19 protein-coding genes are annotated in these 25574 nt (G+C 74.0%); 6 read left to right on the top strand and 13 right to left on the bottom strand.

Annotated elements, in window-relative coordinates:
* Nucleotides 1-135 precede the first annotated feature (135 nt).
* The gene (locus tag JK364_RS29885; protein WP_201854454.1) at nt 136-879 is read left to right on the top strand and encodes a MerR family transcriptional regulator; all 744 of its coding nucleotides are present in this window, start codon (nt 136-138) and stop codon (nt 877-879) included.
* An 87-nt stretch (nt 880-966) separates the two neighbouring features.
* On the opposite strand, the gene JK364_RS29880 is transcribed toward JK364_RS29885, so the two are convergent.
* Entirely contained in the window at nt 967-1860 is an 894-nt protein-coding gene (locus JK364_RS29880; RefSeq protein ID WP_201854453.1) for an alpha/beta hydrolase, read from the bottom strand.
* 99 nt (nt 1861-1959) lie between these two features.
* On the opposite strand from JK364_RS29880, the gene JK364_RS29875 reads away from it, so the two are divergent.
* A complete protein-coding gene (locus JK364_RS29875; RefSeq protein WP_201854452.1) occupies nt 1960-2898 on the top strand; it encodes a LysR family transcriptional regulator in 939 nt (312 codons plus the stop codon).
* A gap of 190 nt (nt 2899-3088) precedes the next feature.
* On the opposite strand, the gene JK364_RS29870 is transcribed toward JK364_RS29875, so the two are convergent.
* The 6 genes from JK364_RS29870 to JK364_RS29845 form a co-directional block, all read right to left on the bottom strand.
* The gene (locus tag JK364_RS29870) at nt 3089-5296 is read right to left on the bottom strand and encodes a 3-hydroxyacyl-CoA dehydrogenase NAD-binding domain-containing protein (RefSeq protein ID WP_201854451.1); all 2208 of its coding nucleotides are present in this window, start codon (nt 5294-5296) and stop codon (nt 3089-3091) included.
* 143 nt (nt 5297-5439) lie between these two features.
* Complete coding sequence (locus JK364_RS29865; protein ID WP_201854450.1) at nt 5440-6654, bottom strand: acetyl-CoA C-acetyltransferase; 1215 nt, start codon at nt 6652-6654, stop codon at nt 5440-5442.
* A gap of 72 nt (nt 6655-6726) precedes the next feature.
* Nucleotides 6727-7872, bottom strand: coding sequence for a CaiB/BaiF CoA transferase family protein (locus tag JK364_RS29860; protein WP_201854449.1), 1146 nt, complete (start codon nt 7870-7872; stop codon nt 6727-6729).
* Between the two features lie 174 nt (nt 7873-8046).
* Nucleotides 8047-9504, bottom strand: a complete 1458-nt coding sequence (locus tag JK364_RS29855) for a sialate:H+ symport family MFS transporter (protein ID WP_201854448.1) — start codon at nt 9502-9504, stop codon at nt 8047-8049.
* Nucleotides 9501-10439 carry a dihydrodipicolinate synthase family protein gene (locus JK364_RS29850; RefSeq protein WP_201854447.1) on the bottom strand — a complete coding sequence of 313 codons (939 nt, stop codon included), beginning with the start codon at nt 10437-10439 and terminating at the stop codon, nt 9501-9503. Before JK364_RS29850 ends, JK364_RS29855 begins: the two co-directional genes overlap by 4 nt.
* A 216-nt stretch (nt 10440-10655) precedes the next feature.
* Nucleotides 10656-11390: a S1 family peptidase gene (locus JK364_RS29845; protein WP_201854446.1), complete on the bottom strand. Its 735-nt coding sequence runs from the start codon at nt 11388-11390 to the stop codon at nt 10656-10658.
* A 248-nt stretch (nt 11391-11638) separates the two neighbouring features.
* On the opposite strand from JK364_RS29845, the gene JK364_RS29840 reads away from it, so the two are divergent.
* The gene (locus tag JK364_RS29840) at nt 11639-12130 is read left to right on the top strand and encodes a DUF1203 domain-containing protein (protein ID WP_201854445.1); all 492 of its coding nucleotides are present in this window, start codon (nt 11639-11641) and stop codon (nt 12128-12130) included.
* A gap of 97 nt (nt 12131-12227) precedes the next feature.
* On the opposite strand, the gene JK364_RS29835 is transcribed toward JK364_RS29840, so the two are convergent.
* Complete coding sequence (locus tag JK364_RS29835; protein ID WP_201854488.1) at nt 12228-12965, bottom strand: endonuclease V; 738 nt, start codon at nt 12963-12965, stop codon at nt 12228-12230.
* Between the two features lie 30 nt (nt 12966-12995).
* Between JK364_RS29835 and JK364_RS29830 the strand changes: the two genes are divergently transcribed.
* On the top strand, nt 12996-13292 hold the full coding sequence (locus JK364_RS29830) for a YciI family protein (protein WP_201854444.1): 297 nt from the start codon (nt 12996-12998) through the stop codon (nt 13290-13292).
* 24 nt (nt 13293-13316) lie between these two features.
* Here JK364_RS29830 and JK364_RS29825 read toward each other — a convergent pair whose 3' ends face one another.
* Nucleotides 13317-14408 carry a WD40/YVTN/BNR-like repeat-containing protein gene (locus tag JK364_RS29825; RefSeq protein ID WP_201854443.1) on the bottom strand — a complete coding sequence of 364 codons (1092 nt, stop codon included), beginning with the start codon at nt 14406-14408 and terminating at the stop codon, nt 13317-13319.
* A gap of 636 nt (nt 14409-15044) precedes the next feature.
* Nucleotides 15045-16520: a hypothetical protein gene (locus JK364_RS29820; protein ID WP_201854442.1), complete on the bottom strand. Its 1476-nt coding sequence runs from the start codon at nt 16518-16520 to the stop codon at nt 15045-15047.
* A gap of 228 nt (nt 16521-16748) precedes the next feature.
* On the opposite strand from JK364_RS29820, the gene ssgD reads away from it, so the two are divergent.
* Nucleotides 16749-17162, top strand: a complete 414-nt coding sequence (gene ssgD, locus JK364_RS29815; protein WP_201854441.1) for a spore wall synthesis regulator SsgD — start codon at nt 16749-16751, stop codon at nt 17160-17162.
* Nucleotides 17163-17289: 127 nt separating this feature from the next.
* Here the strand turns inward: ssgD and JK364_RS29810 are convergent, their stop codons facing one another.
* Both JK364_RS29810 and JK364_RS29805 read right to left on the bottom strand, forming a co-directional pair.
* The gene (locus JK364_RS29810; protein WP_201854440.1) at nt 17290-17970 is read right to left on the bottom strand and encodes a GOLPH3/VPS74 family protein; all 681 of its coding nucleotides are present in this window, start codon (nt 17968-17970) and stop codon (nt 17290-17292) included.
* Nucleotides 17971-18667: 697 nt separating this feature from the next.
* On the bottom strand, nt 18668-19360 hold the full coding sequence (locus tag JK364_RS29805) for a hypothetical protein (protein WP_201854439.1): 693 nt from the start codon (nt 19358-19360) through the stop codon (nt 18668-18670).
* A 245-nt stretch (nt 19361-19605) separates the two neighbouring features.
* Here JK364_RS29805 and JK364_RS58155 point away from each other — a divergent pair, with 245 nt between their 5' ends.
* A complete protein-coding gene (locus JK364_RS58155; protein ID WP_372462009.1) occupies nt 19606-21723 on the top strand; it encodes a transcriptional regulator in 2118 nt (705 codons plus the stop codon).
* A gap of 112 nt (nt 21724-21835) precedes the next feature.
* Here the strand turns inward: JK364_RS58155 and JK364_RS29795 are convergent, their stop codons facing one another.
* A complete protein-coding gene (locus JK364_RS29795) occupies nt 21836-25459 on the bottom strand; it encodes a hypothetical protein (RefSeq protein WP_230992681.1) in 3624 nt (1207 codons plus the stop codon).
* Nucleotides 25460-25574 lie beyond the last annotated feature (115 nt).

Here is a 25574-nt window from a genome sequence, read left to right as displayed (position 1 = left end):
AACAGGTCCTACCGATCCCGGTGTTCACCGTGTGGCGGTGGGAGGTTTCACAGCGATGATGCGACAGCAATACTGATGAACCCGATCGGGCAGCAGCACAGCGGAGCAGGACGACGCGGAAGCGAGGCACGACCGATGACCACCCCCGGCACCGAGGAACCCACCCTCACCGTCGACGAGCTGGCGGCCCGCGCCGGGGTGACCGTGCGCACCGTGCGCTTCTACAGCACCCGGGGACTGCTGCCGCCACCGGTGATCGGCCCGCGCCGGGTCGGCCACTACGGCTCCGAGCACCTCTCCCGGCTGGCGCTGATCGAACAGTTGCAGCGCCACGGCATGACGCTGTCCGCCATCGAGCGCTATCTGAGCCAACTGCCACCGGATCTGAGCGAGGACGATCTGGCGATCCACCGCGCCCTGGTCGCCTCCTGGGGCCCGGACGCCCCCGAGGAGGCGACCCGCGAGCAGCTGGACCGACGGGCCGGGCGGGAGCTCACCGAGGAGGACATCGACCGGCTGGCCGCACTGGACGCACTGGAGCGCACCGACGACCCGGATCGGTTCCGGATCGACCCCAAGGTGCTCCATCTGGGGCTGCGGCTGCTGGAGGCGCCGATCGAGCTGGAGTCGATACGCACGGCCCACGCGGTCGTCCTGGAGCACACCCGTTCCGCGGCGCGCGAGCTCAGCCGGTTGTTCCGGGACGAGGTGTGGGGGCCCGAGCGCGATCACGAGTCCGGGAGCGGACCGGAGCGGATGCAGGCGAAGAAGTCGCTGTCGGCCCATATGCAGCCGCTGGTGGTGGAGGCGCTGGTGATCGCGTTCCAGCGGTCGATGAAGCAGGAGCTGCGGGCCTGGTACGGGCAGGACGCGGACTGAGCGGGCCCGGGGGCGGACTGAGCGGGCCCGGGGCGGACTGAGCGGGCCCGGGGGCGGCGCGGCGGCCACCCCGGGGGAACCGGCTGGTCAGCGGCCGCCGGTCAGCGCGGCGGCGAGCTCGTCGGGGCGGGCGGCGAACGGCGAGTGGCTGCCCGGCAGCGGCCGCACGGTGAAGGGCTGATCCGGCATGGCCGCGTCGGCCTCCGCGATCATCAGATCCTGCATCGCGGGGGTGCACGCCCAGTCCTCGGCGCACCGGATGAAGGTACGCGGGATCCGGCCCCACCGCTCCCGGGTCAGGGTGATCGGGGTGGTCGGCACCGCGAAGGGCAGATCCGGGCTCAGGGCCTGGTGCCAGCGGGCGAAGGACTCGGCGGGGACGTCGTCGTAGAAGGCCAGCCGCAGCTCCTCCACATACGCCGGATCGGCGGAGCACGGATTGATCCGGAACGCGCCGATGGCCTCCGGGTCGCCCAGCATCAGCCCCTGCCCCCGCGTGGTCGCGGTCTGCTCGGGGGACGTCAGATAGTCGGCGAAGCGCGGGCGCCCGGCCGGAACGAAGGACGACAGATGGATCAGCTCGTCGACGAGCTCGGGCGCCCGCTCCGCGGCCAGGGACGCGGGGGCGCCACCGGCGCTGTGCGAGACCAGGACGACCTTCGGATACCGCCGGACCGACCGCAGCGCGGCGACGACGGCCTCCGCGCACTCCTCCAGGGTCACCCCGGCCAGCGCCGACTTCTCGGTCGCCAGACCCGGCTGGCCGGGGAGGAGGAGGCCCGAGGGCAGCGGGGCCTCGAAGCCGTGCCCCGGCAGATCGACGGCGAGGCTCGCCGCGCCCAGCCGGGCCAGGGCGCGCTGGGTGGACGCCCACTGCCAGGAGGCGTGCCAGGCGCCGTGGACCAGCACGAACACGGTGCCGGACGGAACCGGGCCGGGGTGGGAATCGGTGAGAGGGGTTCTGGGGCTCGTGGCACTCATGGGGACAGTCCACCGGCACGGCCAGGCGTTATCCACCCTCATATCTGACTACCCCGTCGCCGATATCTCCTGAATATGGCCTCGGCTATCCTCGGCCCGATGGAGTCACGTCATCTGCGCTACGCCCTGGCGCTGGCCGAGCATCAGCACTTCGGACGGGCGGCGGCCGCCCTCGGTATCGCCCAGCCCCCGCTGTCCCAGCAGATCGCGGCGCTGGAGCGGGAGCTGGGCGCGCGGCTCTTCGACCGTACGGCGCGCGGAGTGTTCCCGACCGCCGCGGGCGAGGCGTTCCTGGCCAGGGCGCGCCGGGCGCTGGCCGAGATGTCGGCCGCCGTGTCGGACGCGGGCCGGGCGGCTCGGGGCGAGACGGGGCGGCTGCGGCTCGGCTTCATCGGCTCGGCGCTGCTGGAGCTTCTGCCGTCCGTGCTGGGCACGTTCATCCGCGACCGCCCCGAGGTGCGGCTGGGGCTCCAGGAGATGTCCACCCGCCGGTCCACGGCGGCGCTGCTCGCGGGCGAACTGGACCTCGCCATCGGGCGCGGGGCGCCCCGGGGCGCCGGTGCCGAGGATCTGGTGTCGGTCACGGTCGGCCGGGACCATCTGGTGGCGGTCGTCGGGGCCGCCCATCCCTTCGCCGGACAGGCCAAGGTGAGCCTCGAGCAGCTCAAGGGGCAGCATCTGATCGTCGCGCCCGCGGAGGAGGAGCCGACGGTCGCCGCCTGGCTGGCCGGGCTGCTGGGCGAGGGCGCCGACGTGCCCGCGCGGGCCGGTGGGGTCACGGAGGCATGGGACGCGCACACCATCATCGGGCTGGCCTCGTGCGGGGTCGGGGTGGGGCTCGGCCCCGCGTGTCTGCGGGTGGCGGCGCGGCCGGACGTGCGGGTGTGCGAGGTGAGTCCGCGGGTGGAACTGCCGGAGCTGGTGATGTCGTTCCGCGCCCACGACCGCTCCCCCGTGCTGGCGGCCTTCCTGGACATCACCCGGGAGCGGTGCCCGGGGGTGGCCGAGCGGCTCGAACGCCATCTCGGCCCGCGCTGACGGGCCGGGCGGACCTGCCGCTGACGGGCCGGACCGGCCGGCCCGTCAATCCAGCCCCTCCGGCGTTTGAGGAGCGGGGTCCAGGGGCGGAGCCCCGGCGGGGGCCGGGGCCGGGCCCCGGTTGCGGGAAGGGGCGGGGAGGGGAAAGCGTCGACATGCGGCTCCGCCACATGGCCCGCCGTACGGCCCCCTAGTCCGTGAAGCGCTCCCCGCGCTCCGCCTTCTCCACCAGCAGCGCGGGCGGGGCGAACCGCTCCCCGTACGCCGCCTCCAGCTGCCGGGCACGGGCCACGAAACCGGCCACGCCGCCCTCGTATCCGTTGATGTACTGCAGCACCCCGCCCGTCCAGCCGGGGAAGCCGATGCCGAGGATGGAGCCGATGTTGGCGTCGGCGACGGAGGTCAGCACGCCCTCCTCCAGCAGCCGCACCGTGTCGATGGCCTCGCAGAAGAGCATCCGCTCCTTCATGTCCTCGAAGGGGATGCGGGTGCCCTCACGCGCGGCGTCTCCGGAGCCGCCCGGTGCGAAGTGCTCGCGCAGCCCCGGCCACAGCCCGGCGCGCTTGCCGGTCGTCGCGTCGTAGTCGTAGAAGCCCGCGCCGCCGCTGCGGCCGGGGCGCCCGAGCTCCTCCACCATGCGGTCGATCACCGCGTCGGCCGGATGCGGCCGCCACTCGCCGCCCGCCTCCTCGGTCGCCCGGCGCGTCTCCTCGCGGATCTTGCGCGGCAGGGTGAGGGTCAGCTCGTCCATCAGGGAGAGCACCTTGGCCGGGTATCCGGCCTGGGCGGCTGCCTGCTCCACGGAGGCCGGGTCGATGCCCTCCCCCACCATCGCCACGCCCTCGTTGAGGAAGTGGCCGATGACGCGGGAGGTGAAGAAGCCGCGCGAGTCATTGACCACGATGGGGGTCTTGCTGATCTGCCGCACCAGATCGAAGGCGCGGGCCAGCGCCTGGTCGCCGGTGCGCTCGCCCTTGATGATCTCGACCAGCGGCATCTTGTCGACGGGCGAGAAGAAGTGCAGCCCGATGAAGTCCTCGGCGCGCTGCACCCCTTCCGCGAGCAGGGTGATGGGGAGGGTGGAGGTGTTGGAGCACAAGAGCGCATCCGGGGCGATGACGCCCTCGATCTCCTGGAACACCTTGTGCTTGAGCGCCGGGTCCTCGAAGACCGCCTCGATGACCGCGTCACAGCCCTCGAGGTCGCGCGGATCGGCGGTCGGGGTGATCCGGGCCAGCAGCTGGTCCCGCTTGGCCTCGGTGGTCCGGCCCTTGGCGAGCGCCTTGGCCAGCAGTCCCTCGGAGTACGCCTTGCCCTTGGCGGCGGCCTCCACGGACACGTCCTTCAGGACGACCTCGATACCCGCCTTGGCGCACGCGAACGCGATGCCCGCGCCCATCATCCCGGCGCCCAGCACCGCGACCTTGCGGACCTGGCTGGGCTCGATCCCCTGAGGCCGGTTGACACCGGAATTGACCGCCTGCAGTTCGAAGAAGAACGCCTGAATCATGTTCTTGGCGGTCTGGCCGACGACCAGCTCGGTGAAGTACCGGGCCTCGATGGTCTGCGCGGTCTCGAAGTCGACCTGGGACCCCTCGACGGCGGCGGCCAGGATATTGCGCTGCGCCGGGTAGGGCGCGCCGTTCAGCTGCTTCCGCAGATTGGCCGGGAAGGCGGGCAGATTGACGGCGAACTTCGGCTGCGCCGGGGTGCCGCCCGGAATCCGGTAGTCCTTGTCGTCCCAGGGCTGGGCCGACTCGGGGTGGGCGGCGATGAAGGCGCGCGCCCGGGTCAGCAGCTCCTCGCGGGAGGTCACGACCTCATGCACCAGCCCCGCCTCCTGGGCGCGCGGGGGGCTGTATCGCGTGCCCTGGAGCAGCCACTTGAGCAGTGCGTCGGTGACGCCGAGCAGCCGTACGGTACGGGCGACGCCCCCGCTGCCGGGGAGCAGGCCCAGGGTGACCTCGGGGAAGCCGATGCGAGCGCCGGGGGCGTCGAGGGCGATGCGGTGGTGGCAGGCGAGTGCGATCTCCAGCCCGCCGCCGAGCGCCGCACCGTTGATCGCGGCCACCACGGGCTTGCCGAGGGTCTCGATCCGGCGCAGCGCGCGCTTGATGCGGAGGTTCTTCTCGTAGACCTCCTGGGCCTGGCCGGGCCCGACCTGGATGAGGTCATTGAGGTCGCCACCGGCGAAGAAGGTCTTCTTGGCGGAGGTGACGATGATGCCGCGGATGGCGTCCCGCTCGGCCTCGACGCGGTCGGCGATCGCGTCGAGGGAGTCGATGAACGCGGCGTTCATGGTGTTGGCGGACTGGCCGGGGTCGTCGAGCACCAGGGTGACGACGCCTTCGTCGTCCTGCTCCCAGCGGATGGCCGAGGCGGTGGTGGGGTGGGTCATCTGAGGTCTCCAGGGCGAAGGGGCGCGGGGCGGGGCGGGGCGGGAAGGAGAGGGAACGGCGGTGTCTTGAGGGCGGCTCGGCTCAACACGGTGTCGGGGTGGGGAGCAGCCCGCCGCGGGCGGCACGATCCGTCGGACGCCCCCTAGAGCCGCTCGACCACCGTCGCGATGCCCATCCCGCCTCCCACGCACAGCGTCACCAGCCCGAACCGCCCGTCGCGCCGCCCCAACTCGTCGATCACCGTGCCGAGGATCATCGCGCCGGTGGCACCCAGCGGATGGCCCATGGCGATCGCGCCGCCGTTGACGTTGACCTTGTCCAGGCTCAGCCCCATGTCGTCCACGAAGCGCAGCACCACCGCCGCGAACGCCTCGTTGATCTCGACCAGGTCGATGTCGTCGATGGTCAGCCCGGCCTTGCCGAGCGCCTTACGGGTGGCGGGAGCCGGGCCGGTGAGCATGATGGTGGGGTCGGCGCCGGAGACGGCGGCGGAGACGATCCGGGCGCGCGGTGTCAGCCCGAAGCGCTCGCCGACCTCGCGGTTGCCGATGGCCACCAGGGCGGCGCCGTCCACCATGCCCGAGGAGTTGCCCGCGTGGTGGACATGGTCGATCGCCTCGACCCAGTGGTACCTCTGCAGCGCCACCGCGTCGAAGCCGCCCGCCTCGCCGATGGCGGCGAACGACGGCTTCAGACCCGCCAGGGTCTCGGGGGTGGTGCCGGGGCGGATGTGCTCGTCCTGGTCGAGGACGGTCAGCCCGCTGCGGTCGCGGACGGGGACGACGGAGCGGTCGAAGTACCCCTCCTTCCAGGCTCGGGCGGCCCGCTCGTGGGAGAGCGCGGCGTAGCTGTCCACGTCATGGCGGCTGAAGCCGCCGATGGTGGCGATGAGGTCGGCCCCGATGCCCTGCGGTACGAAACCGGTCTCGTAGTTGGTCATCGGGTCCGCGAACCAGGCCCCGCCGTCCGAGCCCATCTTCACGCGGGACATCGACTCGACCCCGCCCGCGAGCACCAGGTCCTCCCAGCCGGAGCGGACCTTGGCCGCCGCCAGGTTGACGGCCTCCAGGCCCGAGGCACAGAAGCGGTTCTCCTGGACGCCCGCGACCGTGTCCGGGAGCCCGGCCGCGATGACCGCGATCTTGGCGATGTCGGAGCCCTGGTCGCCGAGCGGGCTGACGACACCGAGGACCACGTCGTCGATCGCCGCCGGATCGAGCTCGGGGAACCGCCGCCGCAGCTCATGGATGAGGCCCACGACCAGGTCGACGGGCTTGGTGCCATGCAGGGCACCGTCGGCCTTCCCGCGCCCGCGCGGGGTGCGGACGGCGTCGTACACATACGCTTCGGTGCTCACGTCAGCGGCCTTTCAGGGGAGGGTTGGCGCGGGGACGGCTCAGTGGTCCGGCGGGAAGCGGAGACATGGGGCTCATGACGGGTTTCCCTCGATGAGCGAGGTGACTCCCCAGTCGTGGGCCACCTCGTCGGCGTCCGCCCCGGGCCGGGCGGGCGCGCGGCGCACCGCGCCCGGGGTGGCGGAGAAGCGCGGGGCGGGCGCGGGCTGGGTGATCCCGCCGTGGTCGAGGAAGGTGGAGCGGGCGGCGAGCTGCGGATGGGACGGGGCCTCCCGCAGCGACAGTACGGGGGCGACGCAGGCGTCCGAGGCGCCGAAGACGGCGGTCCACTCCTCGCGGGTGCGCTCCTTGAACCGGTCGGCGATGGCGGCGCGCAGCGCGGTCCAGCTGTCGAAGTCATCGCGGGCCGGGGCCTGGTCGGCGATCCCCAGCAGCTCGATGAACTCGGTGTAGAACTTGCGCTCCAGCGGCCCGACCGCCATATAGCCGCCATCGGAGGTCTCATAGGTTCCGTAGAAGGGGCAGCCGCCGTCGAGGAGGTTGCTGCCGCGCTGGTCCCGCCAGCCGCCGGCGGCCATCATGCCGTGGGTGACGGCGGTCAGATGGGCGGTGCCGTCCACGATCGCGGCGTCCACGACCTGGCCGGGGCCGCCCGCGCGGGCGTGGTGCAGGGCGGCGAGGAGGCCGATGACGAGATAGAGCGAGCCTCCCGCGTAGTCCCCCAGGAGGTTGACGGGGGCGACGGGCGGGCCGTCGGCGGCGCCGATCATGCTGAGGGCGCCGGTGACGGCGATATAGCCGATGTCATGGCCGGCGGTCCGGGCGAGCGGGCCCTCCTGCCCCCAGCCGGTCATCCGGCCGTAGACCAGCTTGGAGTTACGGGCCAGGCAGTCGTCCGGGCCGAGGCCCAGCTTCTCGGCAACCCCCGGGCGGTAGCCCTCGATGAGGATGTCGGCGCGCTCGACGAGGTCGAGCACGACGGCCGCGCCCCCGTCGGCCTTCAGGTCGATCAGCACCGAGCGCTTGTTGCGATTGGCGAGGTCGTAGGCCGGGTCGATCCGCAGGCCCCCGGCGCCTCCGGGGCGGTCGACGCGCACAACGTCCGCTCCGAGGTCGGCGAGGACCATGGCGGCGAACGGGCCCGGCCCGATCCCGGCCAGCTCCACCACGCGCACCCCGGCCAGCGGGCCGCTCGCCGCCTCTTCCTCCGCCACCGTCATTCCGTCCCCCAATCGTGTGACACCACCGCTGTAACACCGCCGATGCTAAGAACGCGTCCCGCATTCCACAAGCCCTCTCCTGGGCCTGTGGATAACCAATCCCCGGGACCGGCAAGGGGGTTCGGCCGTGCGGGCGCGCGGTGGGCCGGGTGTGGCGCCGACCGGGGGTTCGGATCAGGTCTTCTTCGGGTCGGGCCCCGCCATCGACGGCGGCTGTCCGGGCACAAGATGGTCCTCGTCGCCCTGCGGATCGGTCAGCCGGCCCAGCCGGCCCGGCACATCGGCGCCGACCAGCACGATCACCACCAGCGTCAGTCCGAAGGTGAGCACCGCCAGCGCCCTTCCGAGGGACATGCCCTCGGCCAGATGGGCGCCGAGCACCGGCGCCACCGCGCCGCCGAGCGCCCCGGTGTTGTAGACGAAGCCGAGCGAGGCCGCCCGGCTCCCGGTCGGGAAGTGGCCCGCGATGTACTTCGGCAGGATGCCGGAGATCCCCTGGCTCAGCGCGAGCAGGAAGAACAGCAGCACTCCCAGCCCGACCAGCGAGTCCTGCACCGCGAACACCGGGAAGACGAAGGCCAGCGAGGCGAGCAGGGTCACGGCGTAGGCGCGCCGGGTGCCGAGCCAGTCGCCCACGAAACCCGCCAGCCAGCAGCCGGCCATGGTCCCGAACCCGGCGTAGAACATCACATCGGTGACCTCGGAGGGCGAGTACTCGAGCTGCTCCTTCAGATAGGTGGGCAGCAGCGCCTGGATCGGCCAGCTGTAGAGGAACGCGCAGAAGACCGTGCACATCAGGGACACGTACAGCGGCCAGCGGCGCCGTCCGCCGAGCTGGGCCGCGAAGGCGAACAGGCACCCCGCCGCCAGGATCGACAGCGGCCAGCGCCAGCCCGCGCCCGCCGGGGTGAAGACCAGGAACAGGGCCACGCTCGCGGACACGGCCAGCGCCGTGTTGACGCTCGCCCGGGTGCGTCCGGCGAACAGCGGCCGGAAGGGGTTCGGGCGCGCCCGCGCCGCCGCCACCTCCTCGTGCCAGTCCCCTGCCTCCGGGAGCGCGCGCCGCACCCACAGGGCGACCAGCACCGGCAGCACACCGATCCAGAACATCCAGCGCCAGCCCCAGTGGGGCACCACCCACTTGTAGAGCTCGGAGGCGATGATGGTGCCGCCCGAGTAGCCCGAGATGAGGAAGCCGGAGGCGCGGTTGCGCAGCCGCGCGGGCCAGCTCTCCAGGACGTAGGTGGCGCTTGCGCTGTACTCGCCAGCCATGCCCATGCCAATCACCAGGCGGGCAGTGAACAGGCTGATGTAGTTCCAGGCGAACCCGCAGGCGAAGGTGCCGAGCGAGTAGAGCAGAATGCTGATGATCATGGCGGCCTTACGGCCGTAGCGGTCGCCCAGCGCGCCCAGCACCGCCCCGCCGAGCCAGCGGGTGATGAAGGCGCCCGAGACCAGGCTCGCCGCCGACGCCGTGCTCAGGTCGAACTCGTCGGCTATCTCGGTCAGGACGAGCGTGATCAGCACAAAGTCGAAACCGTCGAGCAGATAGCCGATCCAGGCGGCGAACAGGGACTTCCACTGACCGGGTGAGACCTCTCGGTACCAGGGCACCTTGGCGGCTTCGGTCACGACAACAGCCCTCCCTCCTCAAGGAGTTGACGTACGGTCTTGACGGCCTCCTCGCCCAGCGGCACCTGGGGCGCGGCGGTGTCCGCGCACTCGATCACGCCCAGCAGCCGCAGCGCGGCCTTGAAGCCGCCCAGGCCCGAGGAACTGCCGCCCATGAGGGTGGGATCCCCGGTGTCGGTGATGGCGAAGAGCGCGGCCAGCCGGTCCTGTTCGGCGGCCGCCCGCTCCCAGCGCCCCGCGCGCGCGTGCTCGTACAGCCGGACGAACCCGGCCGGATCGACATTGGCCAGCCCCGGGACGACACCATGGGCGCCCGCCAGCAGGGCGCCGTCCACCGACAGTTCGGATCCGGTGAGCACGGTGAAGGTGTCGGCGAGGCCGCGCCGGCGGACCTCGACCAGCAGCCGCCGCAGCGCCCCGTCGTCCCCGCTGCTGTCCTTGACCCCGGCCAGCGTGGCGTCGGCGGCCAGCGGCAGCAGCGTCGAGGGCGTCAGCTTGGAGTGGACGGCGACCGGGATGTCATACGCGAACAGCGGCCTGTCCACCCCGTCGCGCAGCCGCCGGAAGTGGTCGGCGATCTCCAGGGGGTGGGTGCGGGTGTAGAAGGGCGCGGTGGCCACGATCGCGTCCGCGCCCAGCTCCGCCGCCGTACGGGCGTGATCGAGCACCCGCGCGGTCGTCATGTCGATCGCCCCCGCGAGCACGGGAACCCGGCCGTCGGCGGCCTCGATGACCGCCGTAAGGGCCGTACGGCGGTCGCGGTCGCTCAGATAGGCGGCCTCTCCGCTGGAGCCGAGCGCGAACAGCGCGCTCACCCCCGCGTCGATCAGCCGCTCGGCGAGCGCGGCGAGGGAACGCGTGTCGACCTCGCCCGCGGGCGTGAGGGGGGTGCACAGGGGCGGAACGACACCGGTAAGGGGAGCCGGAAGACTCATCGACACCCAGCCTTCTGGATAGCGGGACAATATGGACGTGGGACGTCCTATGTTGGGGCCCGAATCTGACGGAGCGCCATCCCCCTGTCAAGACCGTCGTTTACCTCAGCACTCCGTCCGAATACCGTCGGCTTTCCAGGTCCTCGGCGGCTAGTTGCTGGACGGCGAGACGCCGTACACGGGTGTCGGCGCGTACACTCCTGCCCGCGTTCTGTGCTATCGCCGGGTGACTGAGCGGATCCAGGCAAGTTGTTGGGAGACCTCCCCGGCCTCGGCGATCTTCTGCCGGTCGGAGCCGTCAAAGACGCCGAGGAGGGTTTCGGTGCCGCGCGGGCCGATGCTCATCACCGGGCCTCCGGAGTCGCCGCCGGCGGGAATCCCGGACACCTTTTCCATGCAGAAGTCCGAGCCGCCCGGCACGGTGTAGCCCTCGCAACGGGGGTCGTCCTGCCGTACGACCCGCAGGTCCGACTGCTTGAGCACGGGGGACTGGCAGGTGTTCTCGTCCCCGGTGCAGGTGGCGCCCCACCCGTACTGCCGCACGACCTGACCGCGGTGGACACCGGCCGTGTCCAAGCGCGCCGTGCGGACCCTCATCGTCGGGACCTTGATGAGCATCATGTCCGCCTGCGCGCTTCCCACGCGTGCGCCGCGCACCGGGTGGACCGTGGTGCCCTTCCGCATGTCGAGGTTGCCGACCCGGAACGAGATCCGCCGGTCGGCGACCGGCTCCCCCTGCTCGAAGAAGCAGTGCGAGGCGCTGATGATCCACTGTCGTGTGACCGCCGTCCCGGTACACGTCGGTTTGCCGTCGACGAGCATGCGCACCGCCCACGGGCCGTAGGTACTCTTCGACCCGCCGATGACGGCGGAGGCCGGCGCGGACGACATCACCGCGCCTGTCACCAGCAGTAAGGCGGTCAGCACCAGCACACGAACTCGACGCACCATCCGGAACAACTCCTCTCGTCGGGGCACCTTCTGATGGTCAGATGCCATGCTGGGCCACAAAGTTCCGAACGATCTCGAGCGGTGCGCTTGCGCAGAGTCGGCGGACGGCCGGCGGTATTGGCGAACATCCGGCGGACGCTCTCCGGGTGCCGGCGTTCTCGGCGCTTCGGCCGGATGACGTCCTCGTCGATAGCGCCTCGTCCGAATCCCGCCAGCACCCCGGAAGCCCAGCGGCCAGTCTGGACCGCATGGACGAAAACTATGAGATGCGGGCCATCGCGCCCGAGGTGCTGAAGCAGCTGCGGATCACCGATGACGCGGGCAACCCTCCTCGCGCGGTGGTGGAGGACGAGGAGGGCGGCAGCCCGATGCGCTGCTGCCTGGGCCGGAGCCGGCCGCACGAGACCATCGCGCTCGTCTCCTACGCCCCGCTGCGCCGCTGGGCGCGGGAGACGGGTGCCACACCCGGCCCGTACAACGAGGTCGGCCCGGTCTTCATCCACCTCGACGAGTGCGACGGCTGGACCGGCCCCGGCATCGCGGACGGCATCCGGGGCCAGCGGCGGGTGCTGCGGGCGTACACGGCCGAGGGCAACATCCTCGGCGGGCGGCTGCTGAACGACGGCGAGCCGACGATCGAGGAGGGGCTGGCCGAGCTGTACGGGGACCCGCGGGTGTCGGCGGTGCATGTACGGGCCGTCGAGTTCGGCTGCTTCCTGGCCGAGACGCGGCGGGCCTGAGGCGATCGGAGGGTGGGCGACGCCGGGGGGTACAGGGGTTCGCCCGGCGCCGCACTCGGAGTACCGCGTGCACAGCCGCCACGTTCGGAGGTCGGGCTCACCCACACCGCGTTCGGAGCGTGGCGGTTTTCAGGGCCCGGCGGCACAGCGCGTCCGCGCGCCGTGTCGTCTCGGGCTGCCGGAAGTCGCGGGCCAGATGCAGGGTGTACGCGCACGCGTCCGCGATGGTCACCCGATGGCCGACGGAGACGAAGAGCGGCTTCACCGCGTCACGGGTGCGCAGCGCCCGGCCGACCTCCTCGTCCCCGTCGAGCAGGGGCGACCAGTCGCCGCGACGCGGCCCCGGGTCGGTGTGGCGGAAGCCGAAGGGGTTCTTGGCGACGCCGATGGTGGGCAGCCCGGTGAGCACCCCGAGATGGCTGGCCAGCCCGAACCGGCGGGGGTGGGCGAGGCCGTAGCCGTCGCACACCACCAGGTCGGGGCGGCGGCCGAGCCGCCGGTCGAGGTCGCCGAGCGCGTCGAGGACGGCCGGGATCTCACGGAACGCCAGCAGCCCGGGGACGTACGGGAAGGTGACCCGCCCGACCGCGGTCGCCTCCGCGACGACGGCGAGGTCACGGGCGTCCAGGGCCACGGCGGCGGCCGCGACCAGGTCGCGCTCGTCGTCGTACGCCACGTCCACTCCGACGACCGCACCGGTGCCGGTGCCCGGCTCGGGCACCTCCCCGCCGACGACCACGGACGCCCGCGTCCGCTCCTGGACGGCGATGGCCTCGGCCTCGGTCGTGGGCCAGTCGCGGGGCAGCTCATATCGTGGATCGACGGCGCTGGTCATCGTGGCATTCACGTTACTAGCCTGCCCGTCATGTTCGTACTGGAGATCACGTACACCGCCTCGGCGGACCGCGTCGAGGCCGCCCTCCCCGAGCACCTCGTCTGGGTGGACGACCACTTCGCGAACGGCGTCTTCCTCGCCTCCGGGCCCAAGAACCCCCGCGACGGCGGGGTCATCCTGGCGCTCGGCGACGACCGGGCGAGGATCGAGGAGATGGTGGCGAGCGACCCCTTCGTGGTCGCGGGCATCGGCGAGTACACCATCACCGAGTTCCTTGCGACCCGTACCGCCCCGGCCCTGGCCGAACACCGCCGGCAACGACCGTAAGGACGGCACGGGCCCGCAATCGTCCTATGGACCGCTGGTCGGCTCCAGCCGAGCGATGCGGCCCTTTTCGCCCGCCGCCCAGCACGCGAGGTCCGGGGTGCAGTCGACCGTGTCGTAGGAGCCCTGGTCGACCGGGCGCCAGGTGCGGCCCGCGTCAAGGGTGAGGTCGGTGCCCGTCGGGCCGACCGCGAGGGCCGCGCGGGAGCTGTACGGCAGCCAGGTGACGCCCGAGCGGTACGCGGGTGGCGGCTGGGCGGACGGGGTCCAGTGGGCGCCGCCGTCCCCGGTGACGGCCGCCGCCCGAGGCGACGGCTGGTCGGGGCGGTAGTCACCGCCGACGGCGAGGCCCTTACGGGCGTCACGGAAGGCCAGTCCGAAGACCCCGCGCGCGGGGTCGCCCGCCGGGATCGGCATATCGGTCACCGTCCAGGTGCGGCCGCGGTCGGTGGAGTGGAACACCCGGCCGGTGGCCGCGCCACCGGTGGCGAACCACGCACCGCGGCCCCCGGCGGCCACCAAACACTGCCCGCTCGCGGCGAACGCGGCCTCGCCCTGCTGCGCCGCGGGCATCCCGTCCGACGGCAGGACGCGCCAGCTGCGGCCGCCGTCGCCGGTGGACAGGATGCGGTACCGGCCGTCCACCGGGTCGCTGAGCGCGATCCCATGGCGGGTGTCGAAGAACGTCATGCAGTCGTAGAAGGCGCGGGGGTCGGTGTTCCGGAAGCTCTCGCTCCAGGTGGCGCCGCCGTCATCCGTACGGAAGACCCGTGACGACTCGCCCTCACCGATGGCCAGCACCACGGCGCGGCGCGCGTCGAACGCCTCCACATCGCGGAACTCCAGCCCCTCCGCGGCGGGCGGCGAGACATTCGCCCAGCTGCGCCCGCCGTCGCGCGTCCGCAGCACCGTGCCCTTGGTGCCCGCGACCCACGCCGTCGTCCGGCTGATCGCGGCCAGCCCGCGGAACCGGGCGTCGGTGCCGCTCTCCTTGAGCCGCCAGCCCAGCCCCAACCGGCCTTCCCCGCCCGCCGGTTGGGCGTCGGCGGGCACGGCCGCCACGGCGGCGAGCGCCGCCCCGCAGAGCCCGGCCGCCACCACACGTCTCATCATGCCCATGATCCCCATGCCCCTCATGGGCCTGGAAGCTAGCCCATGAGGGGGATCGGCGTCCACGGATGGGGAACACGGGATCGGCGTCCACGGATGGGGAACACGGACGCCGCGGAAGACGGCGAACGGCGCCGCATCGCGGGGCGTGCCGGGCCTTCCTGCGGGTCCGGGCGCCGCAGGGACGGCTCCCGTGATCACGGCAGCCGTCAGCCGTAAGGCGCTCGGCCCGGCCAGCGGCCACCTCCCGGTCCCACGGGGTGTCCGGCGGACCATGGGGCGGCCGCATATCGAGGCTTTCCCCTCCCCGCCCCTTCCCGATACCAGGGGCTCCGCCCCTGGACCCCGGGTGTGGGGCGCAGCCCCACCACGCGGCGGAGCCGCCTATCGATGCCGCGGGAAGGGGCGGAGCCCCGGTTCGAGGGCTGGGGCGGAGCCCCGGTACGGGGGCTGGGGCGGAGCCCCGGTACGGGGGCTGGGGCGGAGCCCCGGTACGGGGGCTGGGGCGGAGCCCCGGTACGGGGGCTGGGGCGGAGCCCCGGTACGGGGGCTGGGGCGGAGCCCCAGGTTCGGGAAGGGGCGGGGAGGGGAACAGCCCGCCGCAGGCGTCACGATCCGCCGGACGCCGGACAGCCCCTATTGGGCCTAGTGGGAGACGCAGAGCCGGACGACCAGCGAGACACAGTCCCGGGAGTCGCCGGAGCCGGAGCCGGAGCCGCCGGGGTCGGTCGGCTTTGCCGTGGGCCGCTGCGTCGGCTGCCCGCTCGGAGCCGGGTCCGACGTGCCGCCATCCGTCGGCCTCGCGGTCGGCTTCTGGGTCGGTTCGTCCGTCGGCCGGTGCGACGGGCCGTTCGACGCGGAGGACGAAGCGGGCGAAGACGGTCGCGACGAGGGCGATTCGGAGGAACCGGACGTCGGCGCCTTGCGCGAGGGGGATACGGCACTGGACGGCACATCCGTCGGAGCGTGCCCGGTGGGCACGCTCGCACTGGACGGCCGGTTCCGGGACGCCTCCCCCGGAACGCCCGCCCGCGACCCGCCCGAGTGCCGCGAGGCTTCAGACGTGACGGACGACCCGGAAGAAGCGGAAGAATCAGCGGAGTCGGATGTATCCGATATGGACGGCTGCGAGGCCGCCGCCGGCTGCTGCGCCGCCGCCGAGCCGCCGTCCGTCAGCGCCAGCCCCGTCATGACCGCCGCCCCCGCGACCAGCAGCACCCCGCCCGCGGCCGCCGCGACCGCCACCGGCCCCGCCTGGCGCACCTGCCCGCGGACGAGGTGGTGCATGGAACGGCGGGAGGAGACCAGCGGCCCGTTCGAGGGCGCCGCATGCGCACCGCCGCCGGTCGCCAGGGCACCCACTCCGGCGGCCCCCACGGCGCCCGCGGCCCCCACGGCGCCCGCGGCACCCATCGCACCGGCGGCCGCCAGCGGCGCCAGGAAGCGCGCCATGTCCCGGTCATAGAGCGCGAGCAGCGCGGGGCCGGTCAGCGCGGGGAGCCGGTCGTCGGCCGCGACCAGCTGCTCCATCCGGCCCCGGCAGTCCCGGCAGCCGTCGATGTGCACGGCGATCTGTTCGGCCTGGTGCGGGGAGTCCGCGCCCCGCACATGGTCGGGCAGCCCCTCCCAGTGCCCACCGCACGCGGCGCTCGCCGGATAGCCGGGCTGGGCGCGCAGGAACTCCTGGCGCACGCTCTCCCGGACGCGCTCCACCAGGGCCGCCGCACCGTCCGGGCTCGCCCCGGCCTGCCACGCCACCTCCTCCGACGGGAGCCCGTCCACCTCGGCGAGCCACAGCACCTTGACCCAGCGCTGCGGCAGCTCGTCGAGGACCTGGACGAGCGGTTCGAGGTACGACGCCTGCTGCGGCGGCCCCCCGTTCCCCACCCCGGCCGACAGCGCCCTTACGGCGCCCGTCAGCTCGGCCGGGACGGCATCGGCACCGAGGGGATGCCCGGCGCGGATCCGACGCCACACGCTGTAGTGCGCCTCGGCCACCAGATCCCCCGCAACCCAGGGGTTGCCGGTGAGAGTTCGGGCATATCCGCACAGACGCGAATATTCGGCTTCGTAGATTCGGCTGTAGGCGGCCGTGTCGAGCGCCGCGTGACCTTCGGTCATGGTGGAACAACCCCTGGGGTGGGTGCCTCGTCATTGCCGACGTTTCTGTAACAGCTCCGCACGGCGCCCGAGACCTTGCATGGTTTGGCAACTCTAAATGCCCTATGTCCCCCCGAAAAATCAGTCGTGACGCACGTCACGTAGAAAGTGGGTGCACTGCCCTGATCGCCCAAACGTCTTAACAGTCGTAAGGGCGACGCGCCCCGCACCTATCGCAAGGGAGCCGACGTGACCACTGTCATCGACCAAGCCGTCCGGGCACAGCTCATCGCGTCGACGCCCGAGTCACGCGCGATTCCGGCGTGCCTGCGCTACGAGCGGGACGACCCGTTCGCCGTCCGCGTCTCCTTCCCGCCTTCCGCGTCCCTCGACGGCTCCGCGGTGGAGTGGACGTTCGGGCGCGAGCTGCTCGCGGCCGGGCTGCGTGGCCCGGCGGGCAGCGGGGATGTGCAGATGTGGCCGAGCGGACCGCAGGGGACGGTCCTGGAGTTCCATGCCCCCGAGGGCATGGCCATGGTCCAGTTCGACACCGCCGACCTCCGCAGATTCCTCGGCCGGTCGTACGCGGTCGTCCCCGAGGGCAGCGAGGCCGGGGAGCTCGACCTGGACGAGGGGCTGGCATCGCTCCTGAGAGACGCCTGACGTCCGTACGGGCACCCCGAAAGTCCGTACGGACACCCCGGACACCCCGGACACCCACCCCGAGCCCGGCCCCGTACGGACGTCCTGGCCCGTACGGGCGCCTGAGCCCGCCCCTACCGGTGAGGGGTCAGGTGGCGGTCACGGCCGTGGTCGACGCCAGCACGGCCGTGACGACGGCGGCGGCGAGCGCCGTCCGCACCTGAGCGATCACCTTCTCCAGCACCGGGCCCATGCCCCCGCAGCGCTCCCCCAGCTCCAGGATCCGGCGCTTGCGGACCTTGGCGTCCGTGGCCGTCACCACGGACCTCAGCTCACCCGCCGCCGCCAGGGTGACCAACGCCGCGTCCCGTTCGGACACTTCGGCCGCCGGCTGCTCACCGCGCAGGACGCGCACCGCGTCGTCCCGCATCCCGGCCACCTGATCGGGCCGTTCCAGCATGTACTCCTTGGCCGGGAACAGCCCCAGCATCCGCTTCCCCTTCGCCCGCACATATCCAGCCGCCACCATCTGGTCGCGGACCGCGTGCTCGGTCAGCCGCGGCTGATGTCCCACCCAGATCTGCCAGCTGCGCGGCCGGGATTCGCCGATCAGCTCCAGCAGCCTGTCGAGCGCTTGGTCGCCGGTGGCGGCATCGGCCACCGGGCAGGGGCTGCCGTCGGCGTCGGTGAGCATGCCCCGCTGAACGAGTTCGGTGAGGGCGGCGGCGCGGACGAGGAGGGCGGTGTGAGCACCGGCGGGCCGGCCGGTCTCGGGGTCGTAGGAGAGCAGGTAGAGCGAGGCGGCGAGGGAGAGCGATCCGTTCGGCACGGGAAACCTCCGACGGTCGGGCGTCCGGTGGGGCGGCGTGCCTCGACCATATCGGCCACGTGCCCTCATGATCGACCCTCCGCCACGGGTCTCCGCGGCTCCTGGGAACACGTCACCTGACTGAGGCCCGGTTGCCCGGAACACGTCACCTCCCCGGGTCTTGGCATCCCCCAGGGACATGGCCCCTCCCCGGACACGGTGGGCCCGAGGACGGCGGGCCCGGGACACGCGGAGGTGGCGGCGACGCGTACCCCCGTGTGTACGCGTGGCCGCCACCGGTCCCCGCCGCCGTCGGCCTCCGTCGGCCCTCCTCGGGCCGGATCCCCCGTCGGCCCCCCTCGGGCCGGATCCCCCTCCCCCTCGGCCCCGAGCGGCATCACCCCCGTTGACACCGCTCGGGCCCGCGTCCCCGTCGGGGCACGTCCCCCGTACCCCGACGGCCCCCTGGGGCCGCATCCTCCGTCAGCCCCCTCGGGCGACATCCCCCGCCAGCCCTCTCGGGTCGCGTCCCCCGTCAGACCCTCGGCCGCCCCCGTCGGCCCCGGGCCACGTCACCCCCGTTGGCCCCGTTGGCCCCGTTTGGGCCACGGCCCCGTCCCCCGTCGGCCTCCTCAGGCCGTTTCACCCCAGTCAGCCCCCGTCAGCCCCCTCGGGCCGCACCCCCGTACGCCCCGTAAGGACCCCCGTCAGACCCTGCTCACGGGTGGTACAGCTTGACCACGGCAGTGGTGACGGTGCGCTTGAAGTCGGCCAGCGGCGCCTGGTCGTAGCCGCCCATCTCGCCCCACGTCACGACGGTGACGGTCCGGCCGTCGCGGCCGACGCCGAAGAGGTGGATGCCGGGCTCCGAGTCCGGGTACGAGGTGTGGACGCCGTAGACATGGGCGCCGTCCTCGGCCGTCAGGGGGCCGTAGTCCCGCCATGAGGCGGTGCCCTCCGGGTACTGGCTCTCCCAGTCGGCGGCGCAGTTCTGGATCTTCTTCTCGGCCGCGGCGGCGAGCTTGCGGGCCGCCTCCACCGTGCCTGTCCTGACCACGATCTGGGTGGCGCCGGTGTCGTACTCGGTCCAGAAGGTGCGGTGGGTCGCCCCGGCCGACGGGAAGGTCTTCTCCACGCAGAACGGAGGGGTCTCGGGCAGGCCCTTGGTGACATCACTCGCGTACCAGTCGGAGCTCGGATGCGGCGGGAGCTCCCTCGGCACGAGGTGGCCGGGGGTGCGCTGGGGCACCACCGCCTGAGCCTGAGCTTGGGCTTGGGCCTGGGCCTGGGCCTGGGCCTGGGCCTGCGGTGCATGGGCCAGGGCCGGCCCGGTCCCGGCCACGGCCACGATCGCGGCCGCTGCCACGACGCCGGGCGCGGCGCCGCGGAATGAGTGCGTGGGCTTGCGCATGAGGTGTTTCCCCGTCTCTTCCCGATCTCAGGGTTTCAGCATGTCGCCGTCGCACCGGGAGGTCGCGGCGGCAGGACAAGCGTGTGCGCCACCTGGCCGCGGCGGCTACGACCGGCGGGGCATTCGGGACGCTGGAACGCCTGCACGTACGCTGACTTGGGGGTATGACAACACCCTGGAACGCGCTCGTGGGACGCCCACGGGACGACTCGCGGTGCCGGGGACGATATTGGGGGGTGGTGGGCGTGGGGAACGCCAAAGAGGTCGAGGATTTCGCCGAGAGACTGCGGGCGCTGAAGGAGCGCTCGGGCCGCAGTTACGGCTCGCTGGCCACACGACTGCACGTCAGCACGTCCACGCTGCACCGCTACTGCAACGGCGACGCGGTCCCGGCGGAGTACGCCCCCGTCGAGCGCTTCGCCCGGCTGTGCGGCGCCACCCCTGAGGAGCTGGTCGCCCTCCACCGCCGCTGGATCCTCGCGGACGCCGCGAAGCGCCGCGCGCGCGAGAGTGCGGTGTCGGCTCCGCGCGGGGGCGAGGGCGAGGACGCGGCAGACGGCCCGGCCGCGGACAGCGCGGTGCGGGGGAGCAACGCCCGGTCCGGTGGCGGTGCGCCGCGGCACTCGGCCGGCGTACGAGGCACCGACGCCGCGTCGGACGCGTCCGGGACCACCACCCCGCCCGCCGCCTCGGGGCCCGCCGCGCCTTTGGCCGCCGACCGCCGTGAGGCGCGCGTCGCCACGTCCGGCTCGGGCCCGGTGACCGACCCTCACCCGGATGCGGCCATGACCACCGGCCCGGCCGGAGACAACGGCAGCGGGCCGGAGGCCGGTGCGCGCTCGCGCGACGCCCAGCCGGGCGCGGCAGCCGATGAGCGGCCAGCGGAGCGACACGACACCGCCACCCCGGCCGACGCGTCGAGGGCCACTCCGATGCCCGACGCCCGCCGCCCGGTCGCACACCACGCGTCCGCCGTGGCCGACCCCGCACCGGGCCGCCCCGGAGGCGACACCGGCCCGGACCGGTCGGCACAGGCCCATGGCGCCACGCACCGCGGCGCGGCCGCACACCAGGACGGCAACCCCCGCCAGCACGGCGACGCCACCGACCGGAACGACGGCGACCGGGCCGATGGCACCCGAGCCGAACCGCCCGCCACGCCCACGGCCGAGGTCGGATCCCCGGCCACCGACCGGGACGACGGCACCCGAGCCGAACCGCCCGGCGCGCTCACCGCCCAAGCCGGGTTAACGGCCACGGCCAAATCCGCACCCACAGCCAAGGCCGAACGCACGGCCACCGACAAGACCGGCCCCCCACCCACGGGCAAGGCTGACCCCCCGCCCGCCAAGCGGACCCGTTTGCGGGCCGTGGCGGCGAACGCCACGGACGCCGCCACCGCCACCGCCTCACGCGCACGGCGGCCGTGGGCGCTGCTCGCCGGGGCCGCCGCCGTTGTCGTGCTCGCCGTTACGGCGGTCGAGGTGCGGCCGCCCGGGGAGGACGGCCGTAAGGACACCGCGGCCGTGCCTCCCTCCGCCGCGCCCACCTCCACCCCGCCCGCCGGGCCGACCGCGCGAGGCCATCTGGACCGTCAGAAGACGGACGGCGACAAGGAGTCCGGCGCACCGCGCGGCGACGACGGGAAGGGCGAACGCGGCGGTAAGGAGCGCAGGGCCAAGGGGGACGCCTCCGGGTCCCCTACGCCCGGCGCGACCAAGGGGACGGACCACGGCGGATCCACCCAGGTCCCGCTCACCCTCTCCACCCGTTCCCATGTCTGGGAGAACGGCTGCGGCCATCGCTATCTCATCGACCGGCCCCCGACCCAGGTCGCCCCGCCGCCCACCGAGCAGGACGCCCCGACATGGGCAGCCGCCCATGACGCGGTGCACGGCGGAACCACGAATGTGGAGGTCACGGTGCAGGGCCGGGCCTCGTCGGCCGTGGTCCTGCAAGCCCTGCACGTACGGGTCGTGGGCCGCCGCACCCCGCTCGCGTGGTCGTCGTTCGCCATGGACAACGGCTGCGGGGGCTCCCTCACCCCGCGCGCCTTCGCGGTGAATCTGGACGCCGCCCGTCCGCTGGCCCGGCCCACGGAGGGCAATGACGCGGGTAAGCCGATCCCCGCCGTCCACTTCCCCTACCGCGTCTCGGCCTCGGATCCGGAGGTGCTGCTGGTCAACGCCCGGACGGCGGGCTGTGACTGCAGCTGGTACCTGGAGCTGGACTGGTCGAGCGGCGGCCGCTCGGGGACGGTGCGGATCGACGACCACGGCTCGCCGTTCCACACCAGCAGCGTCAAGGGGCGCCCGGCCTACGCCTACGACTACACCGACGGCACCTGGCACAAGAGCGACTGACCCCCGGGACCCCTGGATCCCGGGCCCCCCGCGACCGCCCAGGCCCCCGCGCCCCCGGCCCCCGGGCCTCCCACGGCCCCCGGGACCCCTCGCCCCCGGCCACACCGCCGCCTCACTCCACCGTCGTCGTCAGCCGCAGCGCCGCGTCCCGCACATCCGCGTGCGGATGGCCGCGCAGCGTGCGCAGCCGCTCCCGCCAGGGCTCCGCCCATTCCGTACGGGCCCCGGCCACCTCCGTAAGGGTCGCGGCGAACAGCCCGGAGGCGTGGCCGCCGTCCTCGTCGAGCTCCCGCGCGGCGCGCAGTAGGGCCGCGTCGGAGCCCGGCCGCGTGGCGGTGTTCAGCCGTCGGCGCAGGGCGTCGGCGGTACGGACGGCGAGCGCGGGGCGGGTGGTGTGCAGCCGGGCGAGGCGGGCGAGGGCGGCGGTCAGCGGGCCGGGGCGGGAGTCCAGGTCGAGGGCGTTCACCAGTACATGGGCGGCCTCCTGGACGAACGTCTCGTATCCGGCGAGGAGTTCACCGGCGGCCCGCGCGGTGCGCCGGGTCACCCGGGGCCGCATCCGGGCCCGGGTGGCGAGCCGGTCGGCGAGGTGCCGGATGCGGCGGTGGGCGGGGCGGTCCCGGTCCGGTTCGGCGTCGGGGCCGCCGGGCCGGGCGTCGGCGGTGGCGAGCGCGGCGAGCGCCCAGGCCAAGGGGTTGTCACCGGGCGAACCGTCGGGCGCCGCGGCCATCAGGTCCAGCAGAGCGTCGGCGGCGGGCCGCCAGCTCGCCCGGTTGCCCAGGTCGGTGACGGCCGCCACCAGCACGGCCGCCGCGTCCGGCGCCCACGGCGACCAGCGGGCCAGCGCCCCGTACCCGGCCGCCGCCACCTCGGGGTCGTCGGTGTCGCAGACCGCGCGTATGAGCTGGGCGTAGCGGCCGCGGTGGGGCTCGGGGAGGTCCAGCGGGCGGGTGCGCAGCACGGCGTGGCGCAGCTCGCGCCGTCCGCTCGCGGCGGCGGTCAGCAGCTCCCAGGCGCGTTTGGTGTCGAGCAGCCCGGTGGCGAAGGCGACACAGGCGGCCTGCACATCGGGGTGCTGGCCGGGCAGTTCGAAGGCGTCGGCGAGCAGCGCGGCGGCGTCGGCCACCGGGAGCAGGGTGGCGGCGAGCCGGACGGCCTCCTTACGGCTGGTGACTTTCGCGGGGACGGGCGGTACGGCGGTGGCGACGCCGTCCGGGGCGAGCACCCCGCGCACCAGCCGCCCCAGCCGCGACGGCTCGACGTACCGGGACGCCCGGGTGGCCGCGTACATCGCCACCCGGGCCCGGTCGTCGCCCGCGTGGGCGAGCAGGGCGGGCAGGGCCTCGCCGGGGCGGTCGGTGCGGGCGAGGGCGGCGAGCGCGGCCTCGGCCAGGACCACATCGTCGGTGTCCGTCCAGGTCCGGACGGTGGCCGCGCCGTGGCCGGGGATCGGCGCGGCGTCGGCGACGGCGGTCGCCCGCTGCCCCGGCCGCAGGGAGGTGTCGGCGGCGGCCCGGTCCAGGACGCGGGCGGCGGCGGCCTGCTGACGGGGCAGCCAGCGGCCGGTGTCCCGCCCGGTGGGCGGGTTCCAGTGGGTGCCGGGGGGCAGAAAGCGCCCGTACGGCGGGGTATCGCCGAGGACGAGGTCGAGCAGATCGGTGCGACGGCGGGTCAGCACGGCCAGGACGGGCGGCAGCACGGCCGCCGAGGGCTCGTGCGCGAGCAGCTCGGCCACGCGGGCGTCCCGCTCGGCCGGTGGTTCCAGCCACAGCCCGATGGCGGTACGGGCCGTCGTGTCGCTGCCGAACGAGATGGCCTGCCAGAGGAGTTCCTGGAGCTCGGGGAGGGTGTGGGCGCGCCGTCCGAGGGAGCGGGCGAGGGCGAAGGTCAGCTCGTGGTCGACCCGCTCGGCGCCCGCCTCCAGCCAGGGCCGCAGCGCCTCGAACACCGCCTGCTCCTGGCCGCGCCGCAGCTGGTGGTCGAGGCGGCCCAGGTCGGCGGGGCCGACACTGCCCGCGAGCCGGGTGAGGGTGCGCAGCGCCCAGCCCAGCAGCTGCCGCCGCCCGGTGACGGCGTGTTCGCGCAGCAGCGCCACGGCCAGCCGGCGCAGCGCCTGGCGGGTGGCGGCGGACGAGTCGCGGGCGGAGATCGCGTCGGCGGCGATCCGGTCCAGGTGCTCGGCGGCGTCGTCGGTGAACAGCCCGGGGTGGGTGTGGGCGAGCGCGCCGAGCGCCGCGGAGCGCACCGGGTCCTGCTCGTTGCGCAGCCGCTCCAGCAGGCGCAGCAGCTCGGTGAGGGCCTCCGGGTCGCCGGAGCGGGCGACGCACCGGATCAGCAGCGGATGGGCCAGGGCGCGGTCCTCGGCCGAGGAGCGGCGCACGGCGGCCGCCAGCTCCTCGCGCGCCTCCTCGACCGGCAGATGGGCCACCGACTCCAGCACGGTGGTCCAGGGCGCGCCGCGCTCGCGCGCCTGTGCGGCCATCCGGCGAGCCTCGGCCTGGCGGCGGGGGCGCGGCAGGACTTCGAGCACGGCGGGCTCGATAACGGCGTGGGCGACGTGGGCGGCGTCGCGTCCGTGGGTGGCCTGACCGTCGGTGGCCCGGTCGCCAGCGGCCTGGCCGTACGTGGACTGATCGCCGCTGGACTGGTCGTAGGTGGCCTGGTCGTAGAACGCGGAGCGGCGGGCGGGCGGGAGTGCGGCCAGCAGCCGGGCGAGAGCGTCGGGGTCCGCGTCGTGCCGCAGGGCCCGGCCCAGTTCGGCGAGCTCGGGCGGGTCGGCGCGGACGAGCCGGCGCAGCACGGCCCGGTCCAGCCGCCGCCGGGTGCCGCTGTGTTCGGGGGCCAGCAGCAGCCGCAGCGTACCGCTCGGATCGGCGGCCACCAGCACGGACAGCCGGGCCCGTACGGGAGTCGGCAGCGGGCCCTGGCCGTAGTCCTCCAGCAGCTCCAGCACCCGCTCGGGCTCGACGGGCGCGGCAAGCGCGACACAGGGCGCGTAGCGGGCCCACCAGTCGGCGCGCAGCGGCGCGGGCAGCGCGGCGAGCTGACGCGCCGCCTCGTCCAGGACGGCGAGGGGATGCCGGGAGACGAGGGACCGCCAGCCGCGGACGGCGTGGAACAGCCCGGGCAGCAGCCGCGCCACGGTCTCGGCGCCGCATCCGGGAAGCAGCCGGGCGGCCTCGCCGTCGCCCCAGCGCTCCCGGAACGGCTCGACCATCCGGTCCGCGAGCGCGGTGCGCCGCCCGGCCACGACGGTGCGCGCCAGTTCGCGCCGTACGGTGGCGGGCGCGTCCTCGAAGGCCGCCTCCAGCGCGTCGTCCGGAACCGCGCCGGGGCCGCCACGGCGTGCGGTGTCGAGGGCGCGGTGCCGCACCACGGGGTCCGGGTCGGCGAGCCGCGCCACGAGATGGCCGGTGCGCCCGCCGGCGGCCGCGGCCACGGCCGCCAGCCGCCGCTCGTACGTCCCGCGCCGCTCCAACTCCTCGATCAGCGCGCCCAGCCGCCCCTCGGCACTGGCCGCCCTCGCCCGCCCGGCCAGCTCCCGCATCCGGCGCGGAAAGGGCAGCGGATCGAGGGCGGCGAGCAGCTCGTCGGCGAGGGCCCGATGGGGATCGGGGACGCCGTGGGCTTCGGAGCCGCCGTCGGCTTCGGCAGCCCCGTGGGCTTGGGGAGCGCGGGGAGGCTCGGGGCCGCTGTGGGCTTCGGGGCCGCGGTGGGCTTCGGACGCGTTGACCATGCCAGGGATTGTGCCGCTCACACGTCCGGTCACACGTCCCGCCGCAAGAAGGTTTCCCGGGACACCCATCACCCCGGGCCCGTGCCCTGGTCATGCGATCCCGCCCCGCGGGCCT

The organism is Streptomyces endocoffeicus (assembly GCF_016741935.1).
Lineage (GTDB): Bacteria > Actinomycetota > Actinomycetes > Streptomycetales > Streptomycetaceae > Streptomyces > Streptomyces endocoffeicus.
The sequence above is the reverse complement of the archived record's forward strand: the minus strand, read 5'-3'. Positions and strand labels throughout refer to the sequence as shown.

Bases quoted from the DNA above. Each gene is read 5' to 3' on its own strand.
- JK364_RS29885 (WP_201854454.1), top strand. From the start codon at position 136: ATGACCACCCCCGGCACCGAGGAACCCACCCTCACCGTCGACGAGCTG.
- JK364_RS29880 (WP_201854453.1), bottom strand. From the start codon at position 1,860: ATGAGTGCCACGAGCCCCAGAACCCCTCTCACCGATTCCCACCCCGGC.
- JK364_RS29875 (WP_201854452.1), top strand. From the start codon at position 1,960: ATGGAGTCACGTCATCTGCGCTACGCCCTGGCGCTGGCCGAGCATCAG.
- JK364_RS29870 (WP_201854451.1), bottom strand. From the start codon at position 5,296: ATGACCCACCCCACCACCGCCTCGGCCATCCGCTGGGAGCAGGACGAC.
- JK364_RS29860 (WP_201854449.1), bottom strand. From the start codon at position 7,872: ATGACGGTGGCGGAGGAAGAGGCGGCGAGCGGCCCGCTGGCCGGGGTG.
- JK364_RS29850 (WP_201854447.1), bottom strand. From the start codon at position 10,439: ATGAGTCTTCCGGCTCCCCTTACCGGTGTCGTTCCGCCCCTGTGCACC.
- JK364_RS29845 (WP_201854446.1), bottom strand. From the start codon at position 11,390: ATGGTGCGTCGAGTTCGTGTGCTGGTGCTGACCGCCTTACTGCTGGTG.
- JK364_RS29840 (WP_201854445.1), top strand. From the start codon at position 11,639: ATGGACGAAAACTATGAGATGCGGGCCATCGCGCCCGAGGTGCTGAAG.
- JK364_RS29835 (WP_201854488.1), bottom strand. From the start codon at position 12,965: ATGACCAGCGCCGTCGATCCACGATATGAGCTGCCCCGCGACTGGCCC.
- JK364_RS29830 (WP_201854444.1), top strand. From the start codon at position 12,996: ATGTTCGTACTGGAGATCACGTACACCGCCTCGGCGGACCGCGTCGAG.
- JK364_RS29825 (WP_201854443.1), bottom strand. From the start codon at position 14,408: ATGGGCATGATGAGACGTGTGGTGGCGGCCGGGCTCTGCGGGGCGGCG.
- JK364_RS29820 (WP_201854442.1), bottom strand. From the start codon at position 16,520: ATGACCGAAGGTCACGCGGCGCTCGACACGGCCGCCTACAGCCGAATC.
- JK364_RS29805 (WP_201854439.1), bottom strand. From the start codon at position 19,360: ATGCGCAAGCCCACGCACTCATTCCGCGGCGCCGCGCCCGGCGTCGTG.
- JK364_RS29795 (WP_230992681.1), bottom strand. From the start codon at position 25,459: ATGGTCAACGCGTCCGAAGCCCACCGCGGCCCCGAAGCCCACAGCGGC.